This window comes from Streptosporangium sp. NBC_01755 (assembly GCF_035917995.1).
In the GTDB taxonomy this organism is placed as follows: Bacteria; Actinomycetota; Actinomycetes; order Streptosporangiales; family Streptosporangiaceae; genus Streptosporangium.
Map to the genome: position 1 here is coordinate 2,452,868 of NZ_CP109131.1, position 15,448 is coordinate 2,468,315.

General features: G+C 68.3%; 15 protein-coding genes and 1 pseudogene. 4 read left to right on the forward strand and 12 right to left on the reverse strand.

Translation table 11 applies throughout. The features are described 5' to 3' along the window. Nucleotides 1-213: 213 nt before the first annotated feature. Both OG884_RS11195 and OG884_RS11200 read right to left on the reverse strand, forming a co-directional pair. Nucleotides 214-2,190 (reverse strand): glycosyltransferase family 2 protein, encoded by a 1,977-nt coding sequence (locus OG884_RS11195; protein ID WP_326644765.1) that lies wholly within the window; start codon nucleotides 2,188-2,190, stop codon nucleotides 214-216. Nucleotides 2,191-2,250: 60 nt separating this feature from the next. Continuing rightward, entirely contained in the window at nucleotides 2,251-2,883 is a 633-nt protein-coding gene (locus tag OG884_RS11200) for a transglycosylase SLT domain-containing protein (RefSeq protein WP_326644767.1), read from the reverse strand. A 393-nt stretch (nucleotides 2,884-3,276) separates the two neighbouring features. Here OG884_RS11200 and OG884_RS11205 point away from each other — a divergent pair, with 393 nt between their 5' ends. The 3 genes from OG884_RS11205 to OG884_RS11215 are packed head-to-tail and all read left to right on the forward strand — an operon-like array spanning nucleotide 3,277 to nucleotide 5,899. Continuing rightward, nucleotides 3,277-3,951 carry a response regulator transcription factor gene (locus OG884_RS11205; RefSeq protein WP_326644769.1) on the forward strand — a complete coding sequence of 225 codons (675 nt, stop codon included), beginning with the start codon at nucleotides 3,277-3,279 and terminating at the stop codon, nucleotides 3,949-3,951. Then, on the forward strand, nucleotides 3,948-5,354 hold the full coding sequence (locus OG884_RS11210) for a HAMP domain-containing sensor histidine kinase (RefSeq protein WP_326644771.1): 1,407 nt from the start codon (nucleotides 3,948-3,950) through the stop codon (nucleotides 5,352-5,354). Before OG884_RS11205 ends, OG884_RS11210 begins: the two co-directional genes overlap by 4 nt. Further along, a complete protein-coding gene (locus OG884_RS11215; protein WP_326644773.1) occupies nucleotides 5,351-5,899 on the forward strand; it encodes a hypothetical protein in 549 nt (182 codons plus the stop codon). The genes OG884_RS11210 and OG884_RS11215 overlap by 4 nt, the downstream gene beginning before the upstream one ends. An 81-nt stretch (nucleotides 5,900-5,980) precedes the next feature. Here OG884_RS11215 and OG884_RS11220 read toward each other — a convergent pair whose 3' ends face one another. From OG884_RS11220 to OG884_RS11245, 7 genes and pseudogenes are all read right to left on the reverse strand, one after another. Next, on the reverse strand, nucleotides 5,981-7,303 hold the full coding sequence (locus OG884_RS11220) for a PhoH family protein (RefSeq protein ID WP_326644775.1): 1,323 nt from the start codon (nucleotides 7,301-7,303) through the stop codon (nucleotides 5,981-5,983). 242 nt (nucleotides 7,304-7,545) lie between these two features. Continuing rightward, nucleotides 7,546-8,313, reverse strand: coding sequence for an isoprenyl transferase (locus OG884_RS11225; RefSeq protein ID WP_326644776.1), 768 nt, complete (start codon nucleotides 8,311-8,313; stop codon nucleotides 7,546-7,548). 79 nt (nucleotides 8,314-8,392) lie between these two features. Beyond that, nucleotides 8,393-8,869 carry a hypothetical protein gene (locus tag OG884_RS11230; RefSeq protein ID WP_326644777.1) on the reverse strand — a complete coding sequence of 159 codons (477 nt, stop codon included), beginning with the start codon at nucleotides 8,867-8,869 and terminating at the stop codon, nucleotides 8,393-8,395. A gap of 88 nt (nucleotides 8,870-8,957) precedes the next feature. Further along, a pseudogene (locus OG884_RS37455) lies at nucleotides 8,958-9,104 on the reverse strand (DUF7064 domain-containing protein); the annotation flags it as partial. A gap of 89 nt (nucleotides 9,105-9,193) precedes the next feature. After that, nucleotides 9,194-10,000, reverse strand: a complete 807-nt coding sequence (locus tag OG884_RS11235) for a TIGR04222 domain-containing membrane protein (RefSeq protein ID WP_326644779.1) — start codon at nucleotides 9,998-10,000, stop codon at nucleotides 9,194-9,196. A gap of 107 nt (nucleotides 10,001-10,107) precedes the next feature. Next, nucleotides 10,108-11,907 carry a phosphoenolpyruvate carboxykinase (GTP) gene (locus OG884_RS11240; RefSeq protein WP_326644781.1) on the reverse strand — a complete coding sequence of 600 codons (1,800 nt, stop codon included), beginning with the start codon at nucleotides 11,905-11,907 and terminating at the stop codon, nucleotides 10,108-10,110. A gap of 291 nt (nucleotides 11,908-12,198) precedes the next feature. After that, entirely contained in the window at nucleotides 12,199-12,726 is a 528-nt protein-coding gene (locus OG884_RS11245) for a hypothetical protein (RefSeq protein ID WP_326644782.1), read from the reverse strand. A 24-nt stretch (nucleotides 12,727-12,750) separates the two neighbouring features. Between OG884_RS11245 and OG884_RS11250 the strand changes: the two genes are divergently transcribed. Continuing rightward, a complete protein-coding gene (locus tag OG884_RS11250) occupies nucleotides 12,751-12,894 on the forward strand; it encodes a hypothetical protein (RefSeq protein ID WP_326644784.1) in 144 nt (47 codons plus the stop codon). A gap of 5 nt (nucleotides 12,895-12,899) precedes the next feature. On the opposite strand, the gene OG884_RS11255 is transcribed toward OG884_RS11250, so the two are convergent. The 3 genes from OG884_RS11255 to OG884_RS11265 all read right to left on the reverse strand — a co-directional run bounded on the left by OG884_RS11255 (nucleotide 12,900) and on the right by OG884_RS11265 (nucleotide 15,380). After that, on the reverse strand, nucleotides 12,900-14,144 hold the full coding sequence (locus OG884_RS11255; protein ID WP_326644785.1) for a C40 family peptidase: 1,245 nt from the start codon (nucleotides 14,142-14,144) through the stop codon (nucleotides 12,900-12,902). A 200-nt stretch (nucleotides 14,145-14,344) separates the two neighbouring features. Continuing rightward, nucleotides 14,345-14,845: a transcription elongation factor GreA gene (gene greA / locus OG884_RS11260; protein ID WP_326644787.1), complete on the reverse strand. Its 501-nt coding sequence runs from the start codon at nucleotides 14,843-14,845 to the stop codon at nucleotides 14,345-14,347. A gap of 106 nt (nucleotides 14,846-14,951) precedes the next feature. Further along, the gene (locus tag OG884_RS11265) at nucleotides 14,952-15,380 is read right to left on the reverse strand and encodes a DUF4307 domain-containing protein (RefSeq protein WP_326644790.1); all 429 of its coding nucleotides are present in this window, start codon (nucleotides 15,378-15,380) and stop codon (nucleotides 14,952-14,954) included. Nucleotides 15,381-15,448 lie beyond the last annotated feature (68 nt).

The window sequence follows — 15,448 nt, forward strand, 5'->3', positions numbered from 1 at the left end:
CCGGGTGAACCGGAACCGTAAACCTGCCGGGTGAACCGGAACCGTAAACCTGCCGGGTGAACCCGGCAGTCCTCTCGCCGAACATGAGAGCCGGGGGGAGCGCGGGCAGAGCCCGCCGCCGGGCGCGACCCTGCCGAGGCCTTCGGGCGACGACCTGCCCAACGAGTGCCGGCCGGGTGCCTGAGGCGGCTGTCGCGGTACGGATGACCGGCCTCAGTTGAGCATGTAGCGCCGCTGCACGGTCCTGGTGACCCGGACCGCGTTCCTGACCCACGGTATCCGCAGTGCGAGGCGTTTCAGCAGCGGGTACCAGGGCTCGGGAGGCCGGACCGCGGCGGATTTGAGGATCTCCACTCGCCCGCCGCGGTTCATCTCCATCTTGAAGCGGAGCCCGGTCTCCTTGCCGTCCACCCGCAGGAAGGGCGCCCAGACGCCCGGCGCGAGGAACCCCTCCCGGTACGCCAGCCGGGTCGGGATCTTGGCGATCAGCCGCCCGGCGAGCTGCCCGGGGACGCCCGGCTCGACCAGGGCGGGCGCGGTGACCTCGCGTTTCCTGCCCATGGTCTGGCGAAGCACCAGCTCCACGGGCGGCCCCCCGCTCGGTGGCACGTACGGCACGGGCACGACCACGAAGACGTGCTTGCGCTGCCTGATGACCGTCGTACCCGGCGAGACCAGGACTATCGACTCGGAGAACGAGCGGGGCTCCACGCAGATCCCCAGCTCTCCCCTGTCGGACCACCAGGGGACGACCAGCCGCTTGGAGTAGTCGGCGACCACCCCGGTGCAGTTCAGCGGTGACCCGGTCACCCGGGTGCGGGCCTGCTGAGCCCCCCCGTACATGCGCACGTGGATCTCCCAGAGTCCCGGCGGCAGCGGGCCGTCCACGGCCACCGAGTCGACGTCCAGCCGGGCCGTGCCGGTGACCTGGAGCCTGACCCCGTTGCGGTGACGGCAGCGGATCATCGAGCACTCCACGGGCAGGAAGTAGACGCCCCCGGTTTCCTCGTGCCTGATGTAGACCTCGAACCGCGCCCTGGCCGCCGCCTGGCTGACATCGGCCATCTCGGGTGGGAGGCGGAGCCCGTCGAGGGGGACCGGAGGCTCCCAGAGCAGGCCGTCCTCTCCGTAGGGAATGAAGCGCATCGGGGTGCCGTCCGCCTGCATGATCTCCACGGTCAGCCCCATGGTGAACACGCCGTCGTCCCAGACGACGTCCATCAGGTCGGCCTGGAGGTGGATACCGCGGGAGGCTCCGGCCAGCATGACGAGCTGGTCGAGCCTTCCCGCCCGCAGTAGCGCGGCACGGGCCCGCAACTGCACCGGCAGCAGAGGGTCAAGGCGCGGGGGGAAGCGCTGGACCACCAGTTCGCGCAGGGTCGTGAAGGTGGCCGCCCTGCCCAGAGAGGAGGTGGCGAACATGCCCCCGCCGAGCCGTCGCAGCACAGCGGTGCGGAACCACTGGGCGTACATCCGGTCGCGGCGGCGGCCCTCCGGGACCTCGTCGTCGATGATGTCGAGCAGCTCGCGCAGCTCGGCGGCCCAGACGTACGGGTCCTCCTCCGGCTCGGGCCGCTCGGTGACGTGACAGCAGATCTGGTCGGCCATGACCACGATGATCTTGGCTCGCAGGTAGGCGCGGACGACGAAGGCCTGCTCGGCCAGGCGCCCGCCGGGGTCGGAGAAGTTCAGCGCCTCGTCGTCGAGAAAGGCCCGGCGGAAGAGTTTGTGCGGGGTGAGCAGGGTGAGCAACCGGTCCTTGACGACGTCGGCACGCTCACGGTTGGCGTCGAAGACCGGGGAGGGCGGCTTCTGGTCGTCGACCAGCCGCCCGACGAGGATGTCGGCCTCGGTCTCCACGGCACGCCGGTACATCAGTTCCAGCGCCATCCGTTCCAGACGGTCGGTCTGGCCGAGCATGTAGATGTAGTCGCCCCTGGCCACCATGAGGGCGACGTTGCGGCCGCGCATCGGCGAACCGGTCCGCTCCAGGTGAAGCACCTTGACGTTCGATCGCGCCGTGGCCACGGCGTCGAGGCGCTGCCGGGTCCCGTCGTCGGAGCCGTCGTCGGCGAAGATCACCTCGTAGTCCTCGGAGGCCATCGACTGTTCCAGCACCGACCGGATACAGGCGTCGGCGCCATCACCGGGGTTGTGCACCGGCACTACCACGCTGACCTTCACATCCATGCGGCCAAGGGTGCGATGCCCAGGGCCGGGAGGCGGTCAGACTTGCCGAGTTCTGGTCTCTCAGTACCAGCCTTTGGCCTGGGAATGGGCCCAGGCCCCGCAGGGCGTGCCGTAGCGGCCCTTGATGTAGGTGAGCCCCCACTCGATCTGGGTGGCCGGGTTGGTCTGCCAGTCGCTTCCCGAGCTGGCCATCTTGTGGCCGGGGAGGGACTGGGGGATGCCGTAGGCGCCGCTGGAGGTGTTCATGGCGCGCTCGTTCCAGCCGCTCTCCTTCATCCAGAGCTTCTCCAGGCAGCCCCACTGGTCGGCCCAGCCGCGGGACTCCAGCATCTGCTTGCCCAGTGCCCTGTTGCCGGTCGGGTTGGCGGTGCCGGGGGGAAGCCGCTGCGGGTTGAACCCGCCACCGCCCGGCGCCTCGTCAACGATCTTGACCGGGTTGAGCACCTTGCGGTTCTCCCGCTCGGCGGCGATCTTTTGGGCCTTGAGCGCCTGGGCGGCCTGGGCCTTCAGCATGTCGGACTCCAGGTCGGAGCCGAACGGGTCGGAGCCGAGCATCTGCGCCATCTCGTCCAGGCTGAGCGGCTGCGCCGGTGGCGCCGAGGCGTTCTGGATCGCGGTGTAGGCGGTGAAGGCTCCACCACCCACCACGACCACGAGCACGGTGCCCAGGATCAGGACACGCTTGGGAGTCAACCGGCCTGGCCCCTTCGTCCGGGCCGTTCTGCGGTTCGCACGGCGAGCGCGGGGCGCCGAGCGGTCCTTCAGTTGCTGTGATCCTGGACTCACGACCTATGAGCTTGCCGTGCGGAGGGGGGTGGTCCGCAACCGGAACGGGAGAGTTGGCCTGCGCCCCACGAGATCCGCCGAGCTTCTCCTAAGCTAACCGCCAGGCCACAGCCGCTTTCCCGGCAAGGAGAAGATGGGAGTGACTTTGCTCACATTTTACCCGGCGACACCACTTAGCCACTCTATGTGATCACGGAAGTGCCTGAATCGTGGCTTGACCACCTTATTCAGGTACTGTTTGCCTTATGTCAGGTTCGTGACCTGGCAGATCCATCCAAGCCTTGGGAGAATGATTACCCGGTGGCAGGCATCCTCCTCGTCGAAGACGACCCCTCGGTCAGGACCGGGCTGGAGCTCGCGCTCACCCGGCAGGGCCACTCCGTCACCGCATACGCCAGCGGTGAGGAGGCGCTTGAGCACATCAAGTCCCGCCGCCCCGAGATCGCCATCCTGGACGTCATGCTGCCCGGCATCGACGGCGTCGAGGTGTGCCGCCGCATCCGCAGGCTGGACCAACTGCCGGTGATCCTGCTCACCGCCAGGGGCGACGACCTCGACGTGGTCGTGGGGCTGGAGGCCGGGGCCGACGACTACGTGGTCAAGCCGGTCGAGCCCCGCGTGCTGGACGCCCGCATCCGCGCCGTCCTGCGCCGGATGGAGTCGGTCGCCTCCGACCGCATCACCTTCGGCGACCTGGTCATCGACAGGGGTGCGCTCAAGGTGTCGCTGGGCGGTCGTGAGGTCCACCTCACCCCCACCGAACTACGGCTCCTGCTCGAACTCGTCCGCCATCCCGGCCAGGTGCTCAACCGCAGGTACCTGCTGCGGGCCGTCTGGGACCACACACACGTCGCGGACTCCCGGCTGGTCGACGCCTGCGTGCAGCGGGTCCGCGCCAAGATCGAGGTGGTTCCCGCCGAGCCCGAGTTCATCCACACGGTACGGGGATTCGGCTACCGGTTCAGCCCACCGTGAAGCGGGCCTACAGCGGTCTGCGCGGCCGTCTGGTGATCACCTTCACTCTGATCGCCGTCGCCGCCTCCTCGTTGGTCGCGGGGATCGGCTACGAGCTCGTCAAGAGCCGCATGATCGGGCGCGCCGAGCAGGTGGCCGTGAACGGCGTACGCGACGTCCTGGAGGGCATCAGGGTGCCCATCGGCGCGCTCTGGCCCGGAGACAGCCCGCCGACCGACGACGAGATCAGCGCGCTACAGAAGAGCCTGCGCCCGCAGGGCGGCAGGGTGGTGGTCCGCTACGAGGACTTCTTCTACCCCGACGGCGAATTCGGCATCAGGAACGTCCCCGGCGACCTCTCCGCCAGGGCCACCCAGCGGATGGTCGCCAAGCGGCAGACCATCGACGGTGACATGTGGCTGCTCATCGGCACACCCGTCTGGCGGATCGAGCCCATCCACACCGCCCAGCCCACCGGGATGACCGTCTTCGTGTTCGCCCCTCTCGTCGAGGAGGAGCGCCTTCTCAGCGGCCTGCGGCAGCCGCTGGCCGTCGCGAGCGTCGCCATGCTGATCATCGCGCTGGCCCTGGGGCTGGTGTCGGCCCGGCGAGTCCTGCTGCCGGTCAGACGGCTCGGCTCCGCGGCCCGCGCGCTCGGCGCCGGTCACCTGGACACCCGCCTGCCCGTGCGCGGCCAGGACGAGCTCGCCGAACTCACCGCCACGTTCAACGACACCGCCGCCGCCCTGGAGCGGAGCGTCTCCGAGCTCCGCTCGCTGGAGGCGATGTCCCGCCGCTTCGTCGCCGACGTCTCCCACGAGCTCAGGACCCCGCTGACCGCGATGACCGCGGTCACCGACATGCTCTCCGAGGAGGCCGAGCGGCTGCCGCCCGAACCCGCGGCCGCCGTGCGGCTGGTGCTGCGGGAGATCGCGCGGCTGCGGACCCTGGTGGAGCAGCTCATCGAGGCGAGCCGGTTCGACTCGGGTACCGCCACACTGAACGTGGACACGGTGAACATCATCGACGTGATCTGGGACTGCCTGGAGATGCGAGGCTGGTCGGACCAGGTACGGGTGAACGTGCCCCAGGGACTGGTCTTCTCCGTCGACCCCAGGCGCTTCGACGTCATCGTGGCCAATCTGGTGGGCAACGCCCTGCGCCATGGGGAGCCCCCCGTACTGGTGACCGCCCGCAGTACCCCGAACGGTCTGGAGGTGAAGGTGCGCGACCACGGCAAGGGCATCCCCGCGAAGGATCTGCCGTTCGTGTTCAACCGCTTCTACAAGGCGGGCGCCCGGGGCGACGGCAGCGGGCTCGGTCTGTCCATCGCGCGGGCCAACGCCCAGTTGCACGGCGGCACGATCTCGGTCCGCGTGCAGCGGCCGGGAACCCTCTTCACGGTCTGGCTCCCCCCGGTATGAGGCGGCTCACCTGCCTGCTCGCCGCCCTCGCGGTGCTGTGCGGCTGCGGTATCTCTCCCACCGAGGTCCAGGACTACGGCCGCCCGCCGGTGATCAGCTACAGCCCGACCTGGGTGACCGTCTACCTGCTCCGTGACGGACGGCTGGAACCGGCCAGGATCCCGGTGGTCTCCGACTCGGCCAAGAACATCATCGACACCCTCTTCCGGGCGGGCAAGCAGCCGCCGAAACCGGGGCTGACCAGCGCGCTCAACAGCTTCAGCCACTACGACACCAAAACCACCCGATACTCCGACAGCACCGACCAGCGCAGCGAGCCGGACGACAGCCTGGGCTACCGGCTGAATGTGATCATCACGGGCGAGGGCAAGATCTCCAAGGAGGGCCTCGCCCAGATCACCTGCACCATCCGGCAGAACAAGCAGGAGAGCATCTGGAGCGTCGAGATCACCCGGCTCTTCCCCGGGGTCCCGGAGTCGATGGGCGAGCACACCTGCTTCGAGTACCGCAAGCTCGCGGCCCCCGGCGTGCGACTGCCGCCGTGAGCACCCCTTGACGCGCGGAGCGCGGCCGCGGATGTCGTACGACATCCGCGGCCGCGCTCCGCGATCGGTCCTGGACGCCCGTCACATCGTGATGTCCTCCAGCATCTCGGTGACCAGCGCCGCGATCGGCGAACGCTCCGAGCGGGTCAGCGTGACGTGCGCGAACAGCGGATGCCCCTTGAGCTTCTCCACCACCGCCACGACGCCGTCGTGCCGGCCCACCCGCAGGTTGTCGCGCTGGGCGATGTCATGGGTGAGGACGACCCGGGAGTTGGCGCCGATCCGGCTCAGCACGGTGAGCAGCACCCCGCGCTCAAGCGACTGCGCCTCGTCCACGATGACGAAGGCGTCGTGGAGGGAACGGCCGCGGATGTGGGTGAGCGGGAGCACCTCCAGCATGCCCCGGTCCATCACCTCCTCGATCACCTCGGGTGTGGTGACCGCGCTCAGGGTGTCGTAGACGGCCTGCCCCCACGGGCCCATCTTCTCGTTCTCGGAACCCGGCAGGTAGCCCAGCTCCTGGCCGCCCACGGCGTACAGCGGGCGGAAGACGATGACCTTGCGGTGCTGACGGCGCTCCAGCACCGCCTCCAGGCCCGCGCAGAGGGCGAGCGCGGACTTGCCGGTGCCCGCCCGGCCGCCCATCGAGACGATGCCGACCTCGGGGTCCATCAGCAGGTCGAGCGCGATCCGCTGCTCGGCGGAACGGCCGTGCAGGCCGAACACCTCGCGGTCGCCGCGCACCAGCCGCACCGACTTGTCGGGCAGCACCCTGCCCAGCGCCGACCCCCTGCTCGACAGCAGCCGCAGACCCGTGTGGGTGGGCAGGTCTCGGGCGTCCTCCAGGTCTGTGCTGCCGTGCTCGAAGAGCGCCTCGACGTCCTCGGAGGTCACCTGGAGCTCGGCCATGCCCGTCCAGCCGGACTCGACCACGAGTTCGGCGCGGTACTCGTCCGCCGCGAGCCCGATGGAGGCGGCCTTCACCCGCATCGGCAGGTCCTTGGAGACCAGCACCACGTCGTTCCCCTCGGCGGCGAGGGTGCGGGCCACGGTCAGGATGCGGGTGTCGTTGTCGCCGAGCCGGAACCCGACGGGCAGGATGGACGGGTCACTGTGATTCAGCTCGACCCGGATGGTGCCCTCGCCGATCGGCATGGGCTCGTCCAGCCGTCCGTGCGTCACCCTCAGGTCGTCGAGGTACCTCAGCGCCTTGCGCGCGAAGTATCCGAGCTCTGGATGATGGCGTTTGCCCTCCAACTCGGTGATGACGACGATCGGGATGACCACCTCATGCTCGGCGAAACGGCTCATCGCCGTTGGATCCGCCAGGAGCACCGAGGTGTCCAGGACGTACGTGCGCCGCTTGACTGCCGGCGACGTGGGTGAGGACGAAGGGTTTGCCACGCGTTCTCCCCCGGGCGCCAAGGACGGCGCCCTGCCATGAGCTGGGATGCGGACCGGCCTCGGACCCGCTCACGAGAACACCGAGCAGGGACCGGTGACCGGCCCTCCTCAGCGACTCGTGACGCAAAGGCGGACCCTCTCCGGCGTAGGTGAGCTGCACTCTCCTACTTCTTAAGGTACGTCCTGAATGCCCTACTTCCAACTGCTTAAGACTGACCGAAAGGGGCTGTTCATATGGTGTTTCAGGAACCGTACCTACGGTGCCGCGCGGCGTAGGAGCGGAGGGCCCGCAAGAAGTCGACCCTGCGGAAGTCAGGCCAGTAGGCCTCGCAGAAGTAGAACTCGGAGTGGGCGCTCTGCCAGAGCAGGAAGCCGGAGAGCCGCTGCTCTCCCGATGTCCGGATGACCAGATCCGGGTCGGGCTGACCGCGCGTGTAGAGATGCTCCGCGATGTGCTCCACATCGAGGACCTCGACAAGGTCCTCGATGCTCGCGCCCTTGCTCGCGTGCTCCTGAAGAAGGGAGCGCACCGCATCAGCGATCTCACGCCTTCCTCCATACCCAACGGCAACGTTCACAATCAACCCGGGACGATGTGATGTCGCTTCTTTTGCATCTTTAAGCACACGAGCCGTGTGATCCGGCAAAAGATCTAGCGCACCCATGGGCTTGACGTGCCAGCCGTCGGCCACGAGTTCCTGGACCACGTCCTCGATGATCTTCACCAGAAGATCCAGTTCGTCCTTGGAGCGGTTGATGTTCTCACTGGAGAGCAGCCACACGGTGACGACCTCGACACCGGCCTCGCGGCACCAGCCGAGCAGCTCCGAGATCTTGTCCGCGCCCTTGCGATGCCCGCGGCTCACGTCGTCGATGCCCATCGAGCGCGCCCATCGCCGGTTGCCGTCGACGATCACGCCGACATGCCGGGGAGCCATCTCCCGCTGACGGGACAGTTTCGCTTCGAGCCGGCGCTCGTACAGTCGATAGACGAGATCGCGCACGCCCATTGGAGCCCCTCCCTCAGCACCCGCCATGAATGGGTGCTGACAGGCAATTATCGCTGTCCCGCGGACCCCTCCGCCCCCTCTACAGGGATCTGACCGACTTGCCAGACTTATATGGCCCTAGGCACTCTTCGGCCTCCGCGATGATTTCTTCCACGAAAACCCCCAGCTCAGCCGAGGTGAGCACGGCGCGCATGCCCACCCCGCCGCCACCCCACGCCTCCAGGAACGCCCTCCTGGTGAGCCGCCACGCCCCGGCCGGCCCTCGCCCCCCGGGCACCCAGATCGGGATGGTGCGCAGTTGGCAGCGGAGTTCGCCCCCGTCGACGACACCGTTCCTGGCCCGGTAACGAAAGGCGAACAGTTCCGCGTCGCCGGGAAAGCGGTCGTCGGGATCGGGCCACCGCGTCTCGTGGCCGACACGGGCCTCGGCGACCTCCCGCGCCAGGCGGGTGAGAATCCAGCCGCATCGCTCGCCCACCGTCCCGTACAGCGCGCCGTCGCGATGGAGTTCAAGCGTTATCTCGTACGGCGTGCCGACGCTGTCCCGGCACGCCACCGGCGTAACGGTCAGATAAGAACCATCAAGACAACGCAGTCCCCCCACCTCAGAGAGGGTATCCCCGGCTCAGACCATCAAAACATGATCAACGCCATCCATGTCCCCTCCAGCCGGGCGGCTGGTGCCATTCGCTCCATCCCCCCAGACGCCCGTCCTCGGCCTCGAACCGGCACAGGGCACGCGGGAAGTGGGCGATCTCCCCGTCCGGCGAGGTCATGGCGACCGGGGCGAAGACGAGCGGGCCGCGTGATCGACGAACTTCCCCACGGTCACTCCCGACACAGGCGCCCGATCATGTACCGGCTCAACCTGACCGACCGCCTACCCGCTCCCCGAGCCGCTCACGCTCTGACTCTGGCTCTGGCTCTCCTCCTCCAGTCCCGGCTCGTTGAGCTCCCCCAGCCCGTACAGGGCGACGGGAATGCCGACGGCGAGGGCCAGGTCGGGCGCGACGGGGCGGGCGCCCCGAACGTAGGTCCTGCGGGCGGAGGCGAGCACGTCGCGGCCCGCGTGGCTCAGGACGTCGCGCAGTGCCCGCTTCTGCCGCAAGTGGACGGTGAAACCGGCGAACGCCGAGAGCAGGCCCACCAGCAACGCCAGAACGCCGGCTCCCGCGGCGGCCCCCGTGGCCAGGGTCACCCCCACGACGACCGTCTCGACGACCGAGGCGACCAGAAGCCTGTTCAGCAGCCCCTCCGCGTAGTCGAGCACGCTCTCGGGCACGAGGAGGCCCAGCCCCAGCAGCCGGTAGCGCAGGCCGTCGACGGCCTGTCCCCCCGCCACCGCGTGGCGGAGCTCGCCCACCGGGGCGGAGCCGCCGCGCCGGGCGAGCGCCTCCGTGACGCTGTGCTCGATCGGGTGTGAAGAGGGCACGGCCCCGGCGACCAGGCTGACCTGGCCGCCCCGCGAGACCCGGATCGCCCCGGCCCTGGTCAGCATGCCGAGCGCGGTGTTGATCACACGGCGCTGGCCTCCGGCGAGATAGGCGAGCTCGTACGGGGTCGGTGGCCCGCCATGGTAGCGGGCCACCGCCGAGCGGACACGTCGGTGCTCACGGCTGAGCGTGATGGCCGTGAAGGCGATGACCAGGCCGGTGACCAGGACGATGACGAACAGTGGAGACCCCATGTCCGCCTCCTCGGGGGAAAGGGGGCGCAGGCGTGACGTCCCGTGTTATCCAGATTGACGCGCACAGCCTGTCAGAAGTCTCCCCCGTCTTCGACTTCTCGCCGCCGTCAGCCCAGGCGGGCGACGAGTGCCTCGTACTCCTCCCAGAGCTCGGCGGGCAGGTGATCGCCGAAGGTCTGGAAGAAGGCGGGCATGAGCGACGCCTCCTGCCTCCAGATCTCCTCATCGACGCTGAGCAGCGTCCGCATGTCCTCGTCGGAGACCGCGAGGCCTTCGGTGTCGAGCTTGGCCGGGAGCATGCCGATGGGGGTGCGCACCGCCTCCGCCTGGCCGTTGAGGCGGTCGACGATCCACTTGAGCACGCGGGAGTTCTCCCCGAAACCGGGCCAGATGAACGTGCCCTCGTCGTTCTTGCGGAACCAGTTCACGTAGTAGACGCGCGGCAGCTCGGCGTTCTCCCGCTGGCCGATCTTGAGCCAGTGGGCGAAGTAGTCGCCCATGTTGTAGCCGCAGAAGGGCAGCATCGCGAACGGGTCGCGGCGCAGCTCGCCGACCTTGCCCTCGGCGGCGGCGGTCTTCTCCGAGGCGATGTTGGCCCCGATGAAGACGCCGTGCTGCCAGCTCAGTGCCTCCGTCACCAGCGGGACCGCGCTGGCGCGGCGCCCGCCGAACAGGATCGCGGAGATCGGCACGCCCGCGGGATCCTGCCACTCACGGGCGATCGTCGGGCACTGCTCGGCCGGGACCGTGAAGCGGGCGTTGGGGTGCGCGGCCGGCTCGCCGGACTCCGGCGTCCAGTCGCGGCCCTTCCAGTCGGTCAGGTGTGCCGGGGGCTGGTCGGTGAGTCCCTCCCACCAGACGTCGCCGTCGTCGGTGAGGGCGACGTTCGTGAAGATGCTGTTGCCCCAGAGCGTCTTGATCGCGTTGGCGTTGGTGGACTCGCCGGTGCCGGGAGCGACGCCGAAGAAGCCCGCCTCGGGGTTGATGGCCCGCAGCTTTCCGTCGTCGCCGAAGCGCATCCAGGCGATGTCGTCGCCGATCGTCTCGACCTTCCAGCCCGGGATGGTCGGCTGGAGCATGGCGAGGTTCGTCTTGCCGCACGCGCTCGGGAAGGCCGCCGCGACGTAGCGCGTCTCCCCGGAAGGCGGGGTGAGCTTGAGGATGAGCATGTGCTCGGCCAGCCAGCCCTCGTCTCGGGCCATCGTGCTGGCGATGCGCAGCGCGTAGCACTTCTTGCCGAGCAGGGCGTTGCCGCCGTACCCCGAGCCATAGGACCAGATCTCGCGGGTCTCGGGGAAGTGGCTGATGTACTTGGTGGAGTTACACGGCCACGGCACGTCGGCCTGACCGGGTTCGAGCGGGGCGCCGACCGAGTGGACCGCCTTGACGTAGCCGCCGCGCTTCTCGATGAGCCGCAGCGCGTCCGCGCCCATCCGGGTCATGACGCGCATCGACACCACCACGTACGGCGAGTCGGTGATCTCCACGCCTAGCTGGGAGATCTCACCGCCCAGCGGCCCCATGCAGAACGGCACGACGTACATCGTCCGGCCGCGCATGCTGCCCTTGAAGATCTCGCCAAAGGTGCGGCGCATCTCGGCGGGGGCGACCCAGTTGTTGGTCGGCCCGGCGTCCTCCTCGCGCTCCGAGCAGATGTAGGTCCGGTCCTCGACCCGGGCGACGTCGCTGGGGTCGGAGGTGGCGTGGAAGCTGTTCTGCCGCTTGGCCAGGCGGGTGAAGGTGCCCTGCTTGACCAGCAGGTTCGTCAGGCGCGTCCATTCGGCATCGGAGCCGTCGCACCATTCGATCCGGTCCGGCCGGGTCAGCTCGGCGATCTCCCTGACCCATTCGGCCAGCTCGGCGTGGCTGGTCGGATTGGCGGTGTTCACGTCTATGGTAACGGACACTAGTCGGGCTCCTTTACGCTTCACGGGGCCAAAACATCATTGAGGAAAGAAGCGCACTTAATCCAATTGGCATAGACCAGTGAATTCGCGCGATCAGATGTCAAGGCACTTCCGGCCCGACGCCTCCGATGGCATATGGCCTGGCAGGAGCCGCAGGGCTCTGAAGCCCATACCCAGAAGAAGCGATCCTAAAAAAAGCCTTTCCGGCAGTGGTATAGGCCAATGAGACAGGTCTAAACCAATCGGGCCACAGGTTCAGACCAATTTATCGGTCATTTCCGCTGCCCAGCCTCAGGAATTCACGTCGGGGCCCGTGGCCCGGACACGGTCGACGTGCCGCAGCGCGTCCCGCAAATCCGCCAGCCAGGTGTCGGTGTGGTCGCCCACCAGACGTACGCACCAGGCGAGCGCGTCACTGCGACTGCGGGCCACCCCCGCGGCCACGAGGGTGTCGAGCACCTGGCGTTCCGACTGCCTGAGCCTGGTCATGACGGGCACCGACAGTGTGGTGAACATCACCGTCTCGTCGCCGACGGCGACCCCCCAGGAGACCTTCCTGCGGAATCGGTGCTCGGCCTCCAGTGCGATCTCCACCCGCCGCTCCCTGGTCTCCTCGCGGAAGCGCAGGATGCCGCCCTCCAGCGCGGCGGAACGTTCCACCTCCGAGACGTCGTCACCGAGCGCAGCAGGCCTGAGCCTGCCGACCACCGAGATCTCCTCACGGTCCAGCACGATCTCAGGCTCGCCTTCGAACCATTCCTGAGGCAGCCTTCCGGAGAACCAGCCGTGCAGCTTCTCCATCACTTCATCTTTTTCCATGTAATTTAGATTACAACGTTTTCAGTGGCTGTCCACGGGGGGACGGAGGTTCACACAGACGCGAGAATCGGCGGATGGGCCGCGAACCCCTCGGAGAACCTGCCCGACCTCCTCGACACCGCCCTCGTCCGGCTCGCCGCCGGCCTTCCGCTCACCGGCACGCCGTAGCGCCATTAACGGACGCGGGCGGCGACCCCCGGGCTGATGCGCACGGCCCCGGCGAAGTTGCGGGTGGTGACGGGGACGAGCTTGACCACGTCGCCGGTCCTGGGTGCGTGCAGCATCTTGCCGTCACCCCAGTAGATCGCCACGTGTGAGACGTAGCCGGGGTTGGTGGGGTCGTGCCGCCAGAACAGCAGGTCGCCCGGCTGGGCCTGGGCGAGCGGGATCTGCGGGCCCGAGACGAACTGCTGGTGCGTCACCCGGGGCACCTTGATCCCCGCCTGGGCGTACGCCCACTGGACCAGGCCCGAGCAGTCGAAGCTGTCCGGCCCTTCCGCGCCCCACACGTACGGGCGGCCGAGCTTGCCGATCGCGGCGGTGAGCGCGGTCCTGACCTGGGGAGTGGTCATGAAGGAGGCGTCCGGCCAGTTCGTGCTCCGGGGGACCGTCAGCACCGGGTTGATCACAGCGACCTGCCCCCCCTTGGGCAGTACGCCCAGGAGTGTGCGGCGCAGCTTCGCAGAGTCGGCCTTCGGGGCGCTCACCACGAGCGCGTTGTTCTCCGGGATGCCCAGTGCGCGGGCGGTCGGCCGGGAGACCACCGCGTCGATGGCGCCCATGCCCATCGTGGCGTAGGCGCCGACTCGCAGATTCCGCCCGGCGGTGGTGAACGTCTTGCCCAGCGGCATGCCCCCGTCGTTGCCCAGGACGAAGGAGACGGCGACCTCCCCCGCCGAGACGTTCCGCCAGAGCCGGTCGGAGCGCGCTGTCGGCTTGGGAGTGTAGGCGCGGAACGTCGAGGGGTTCACCCCGAGCGTCTGAACCCGCTTACCGTCCAGGGTCACCTCCGCGGCGTCGGCGCGCTCCACCGCCTGCACCCCGGAAAGCTGGGCGATCTTGGCCACCACCGCCGAACTGAGCGGCCTGGGCGCGACGACGAACAGATTCGGCTTCCGCATCGAGGTGAGCGGCGCCACCGGAGCGGGCGCCTGCGCCATCTGGGTGGGCTTCGCCATCTGGGTCGGCACGGTGGCGACGGACCTGCGCATGGTGACCCTCTCCGGATCGGCCTCCGGCAGCTGCGTGACGATCATCAGACCGGTGGCCAGCACGCCGACGAGCAGCACGGCGAGGATCGGGACCGCCTGCCTCATCAGGCGGGCGGTGCGACGGCTGTGGCGGAGACGGGGGCGGTAGGCGAGATCCTTGCGGGCTTCCCGGATCAGGTCGGAGACGCGTGGCCGTCGATCGAACACGACATATCCCCCCCTCCCCGCCGGGCCGATCCTACGAGGGTGCCGTACACCGCCCAGTGATGCCCGCGAACTCATCGAAAAGCGTCTTATCTGCAATGCGGCCGCAAGATTGATGAAACCCTGCCAAATCCTCCAAGACATGGCAATCCGCCGGGACACCCGTCCCGGCGGATCAGCACATCAAACGGAGTATGGGAAGGTCAGTTGCCGATGTACGGCACGGCCTCAAGGATCTCGACGGTGTTGGAACGGCCGTTCGGCATCGTGTAGGTCGCCCTCTCACCGATCTTCTTGCCGTTGATCGCCGAGCCGAGCGGCGACCTGGGCGAGTAGACGTCGATCGGGGCGCCGCTCTCCTCGCGGGAGGCCAGCAGGAAGGCGACCTCCTCGTCGTCCCCCTCGAAGCGGACGGTGACCGTCATGCCTGGACCGACCACGCCTTCGGTGCGGGGCGCCTCACCGACCCTGGCGCTGTCCAGGATCTGACGGAGGTGGAAGATGCGGGCCTCCATCTTGCCCTGCTCGTCCTTGGCGGCGTGGTAGCCGCCGTTCTCCTTCAGGTCGCCCTCTTCGCGGGCCGCCTCGATCTTCTTGGCGATGTCGACGCGCCCGGGCCCCGAGAGATGCTCGAACTCAGCCTTCAGGCGGTCGTACGCCTCCTGAGTGAGCCAGGTGACGCTCTCGTTGTGGGAGTCGGCCACGGGTTCTCCTTGCTTCCTCTAGGGGGCTTCGTGCTTGGGGATTGCGGACGGTCGAATCTCGACAGGCTAACAAGTTAAGCCTACGTCTGCCTCCTCAAATGTCTCACTATACGAGATAGCAGTACTGGACATGAACGGAAGTGGCCTGAGCACTGGTCTCTAGCCGTTCGGTAAGCCGAACATACCCCTCACCAGCCGGGACATTGACCTCCTTGCTGCCGACCTCGACGTGGCCGACATCGGTGGCCCGCAGGCGGCAGAGCGCCGCGCGATCGGAAGGTTTGACGACCTCGAACACGATCTGCGCAGAATCGCCGCGGCCGGCATCGAACGCGATGACCTGGTCGATGACTTCCGTGTTGCCCTTGGACGCCCACATCACATAGCCCCAACCCCCCGCGCACACGGCGCAGAGGATCGCGATCACGACGTGCACGACGAAGCGCCCCCTGCGCTCCGGACGGTCGGGAAAGTCGTCCGGGGTGCCGAGGACCGGACCGTTCTGACGGCCCTTCTCGGCCTCGCTGGTGGCCATGACGGAATCTCCCTGCACTACCTCGGTGTTATCCGAGACAATTGTCCCCTGCGGGGGCCTCGCCCTCG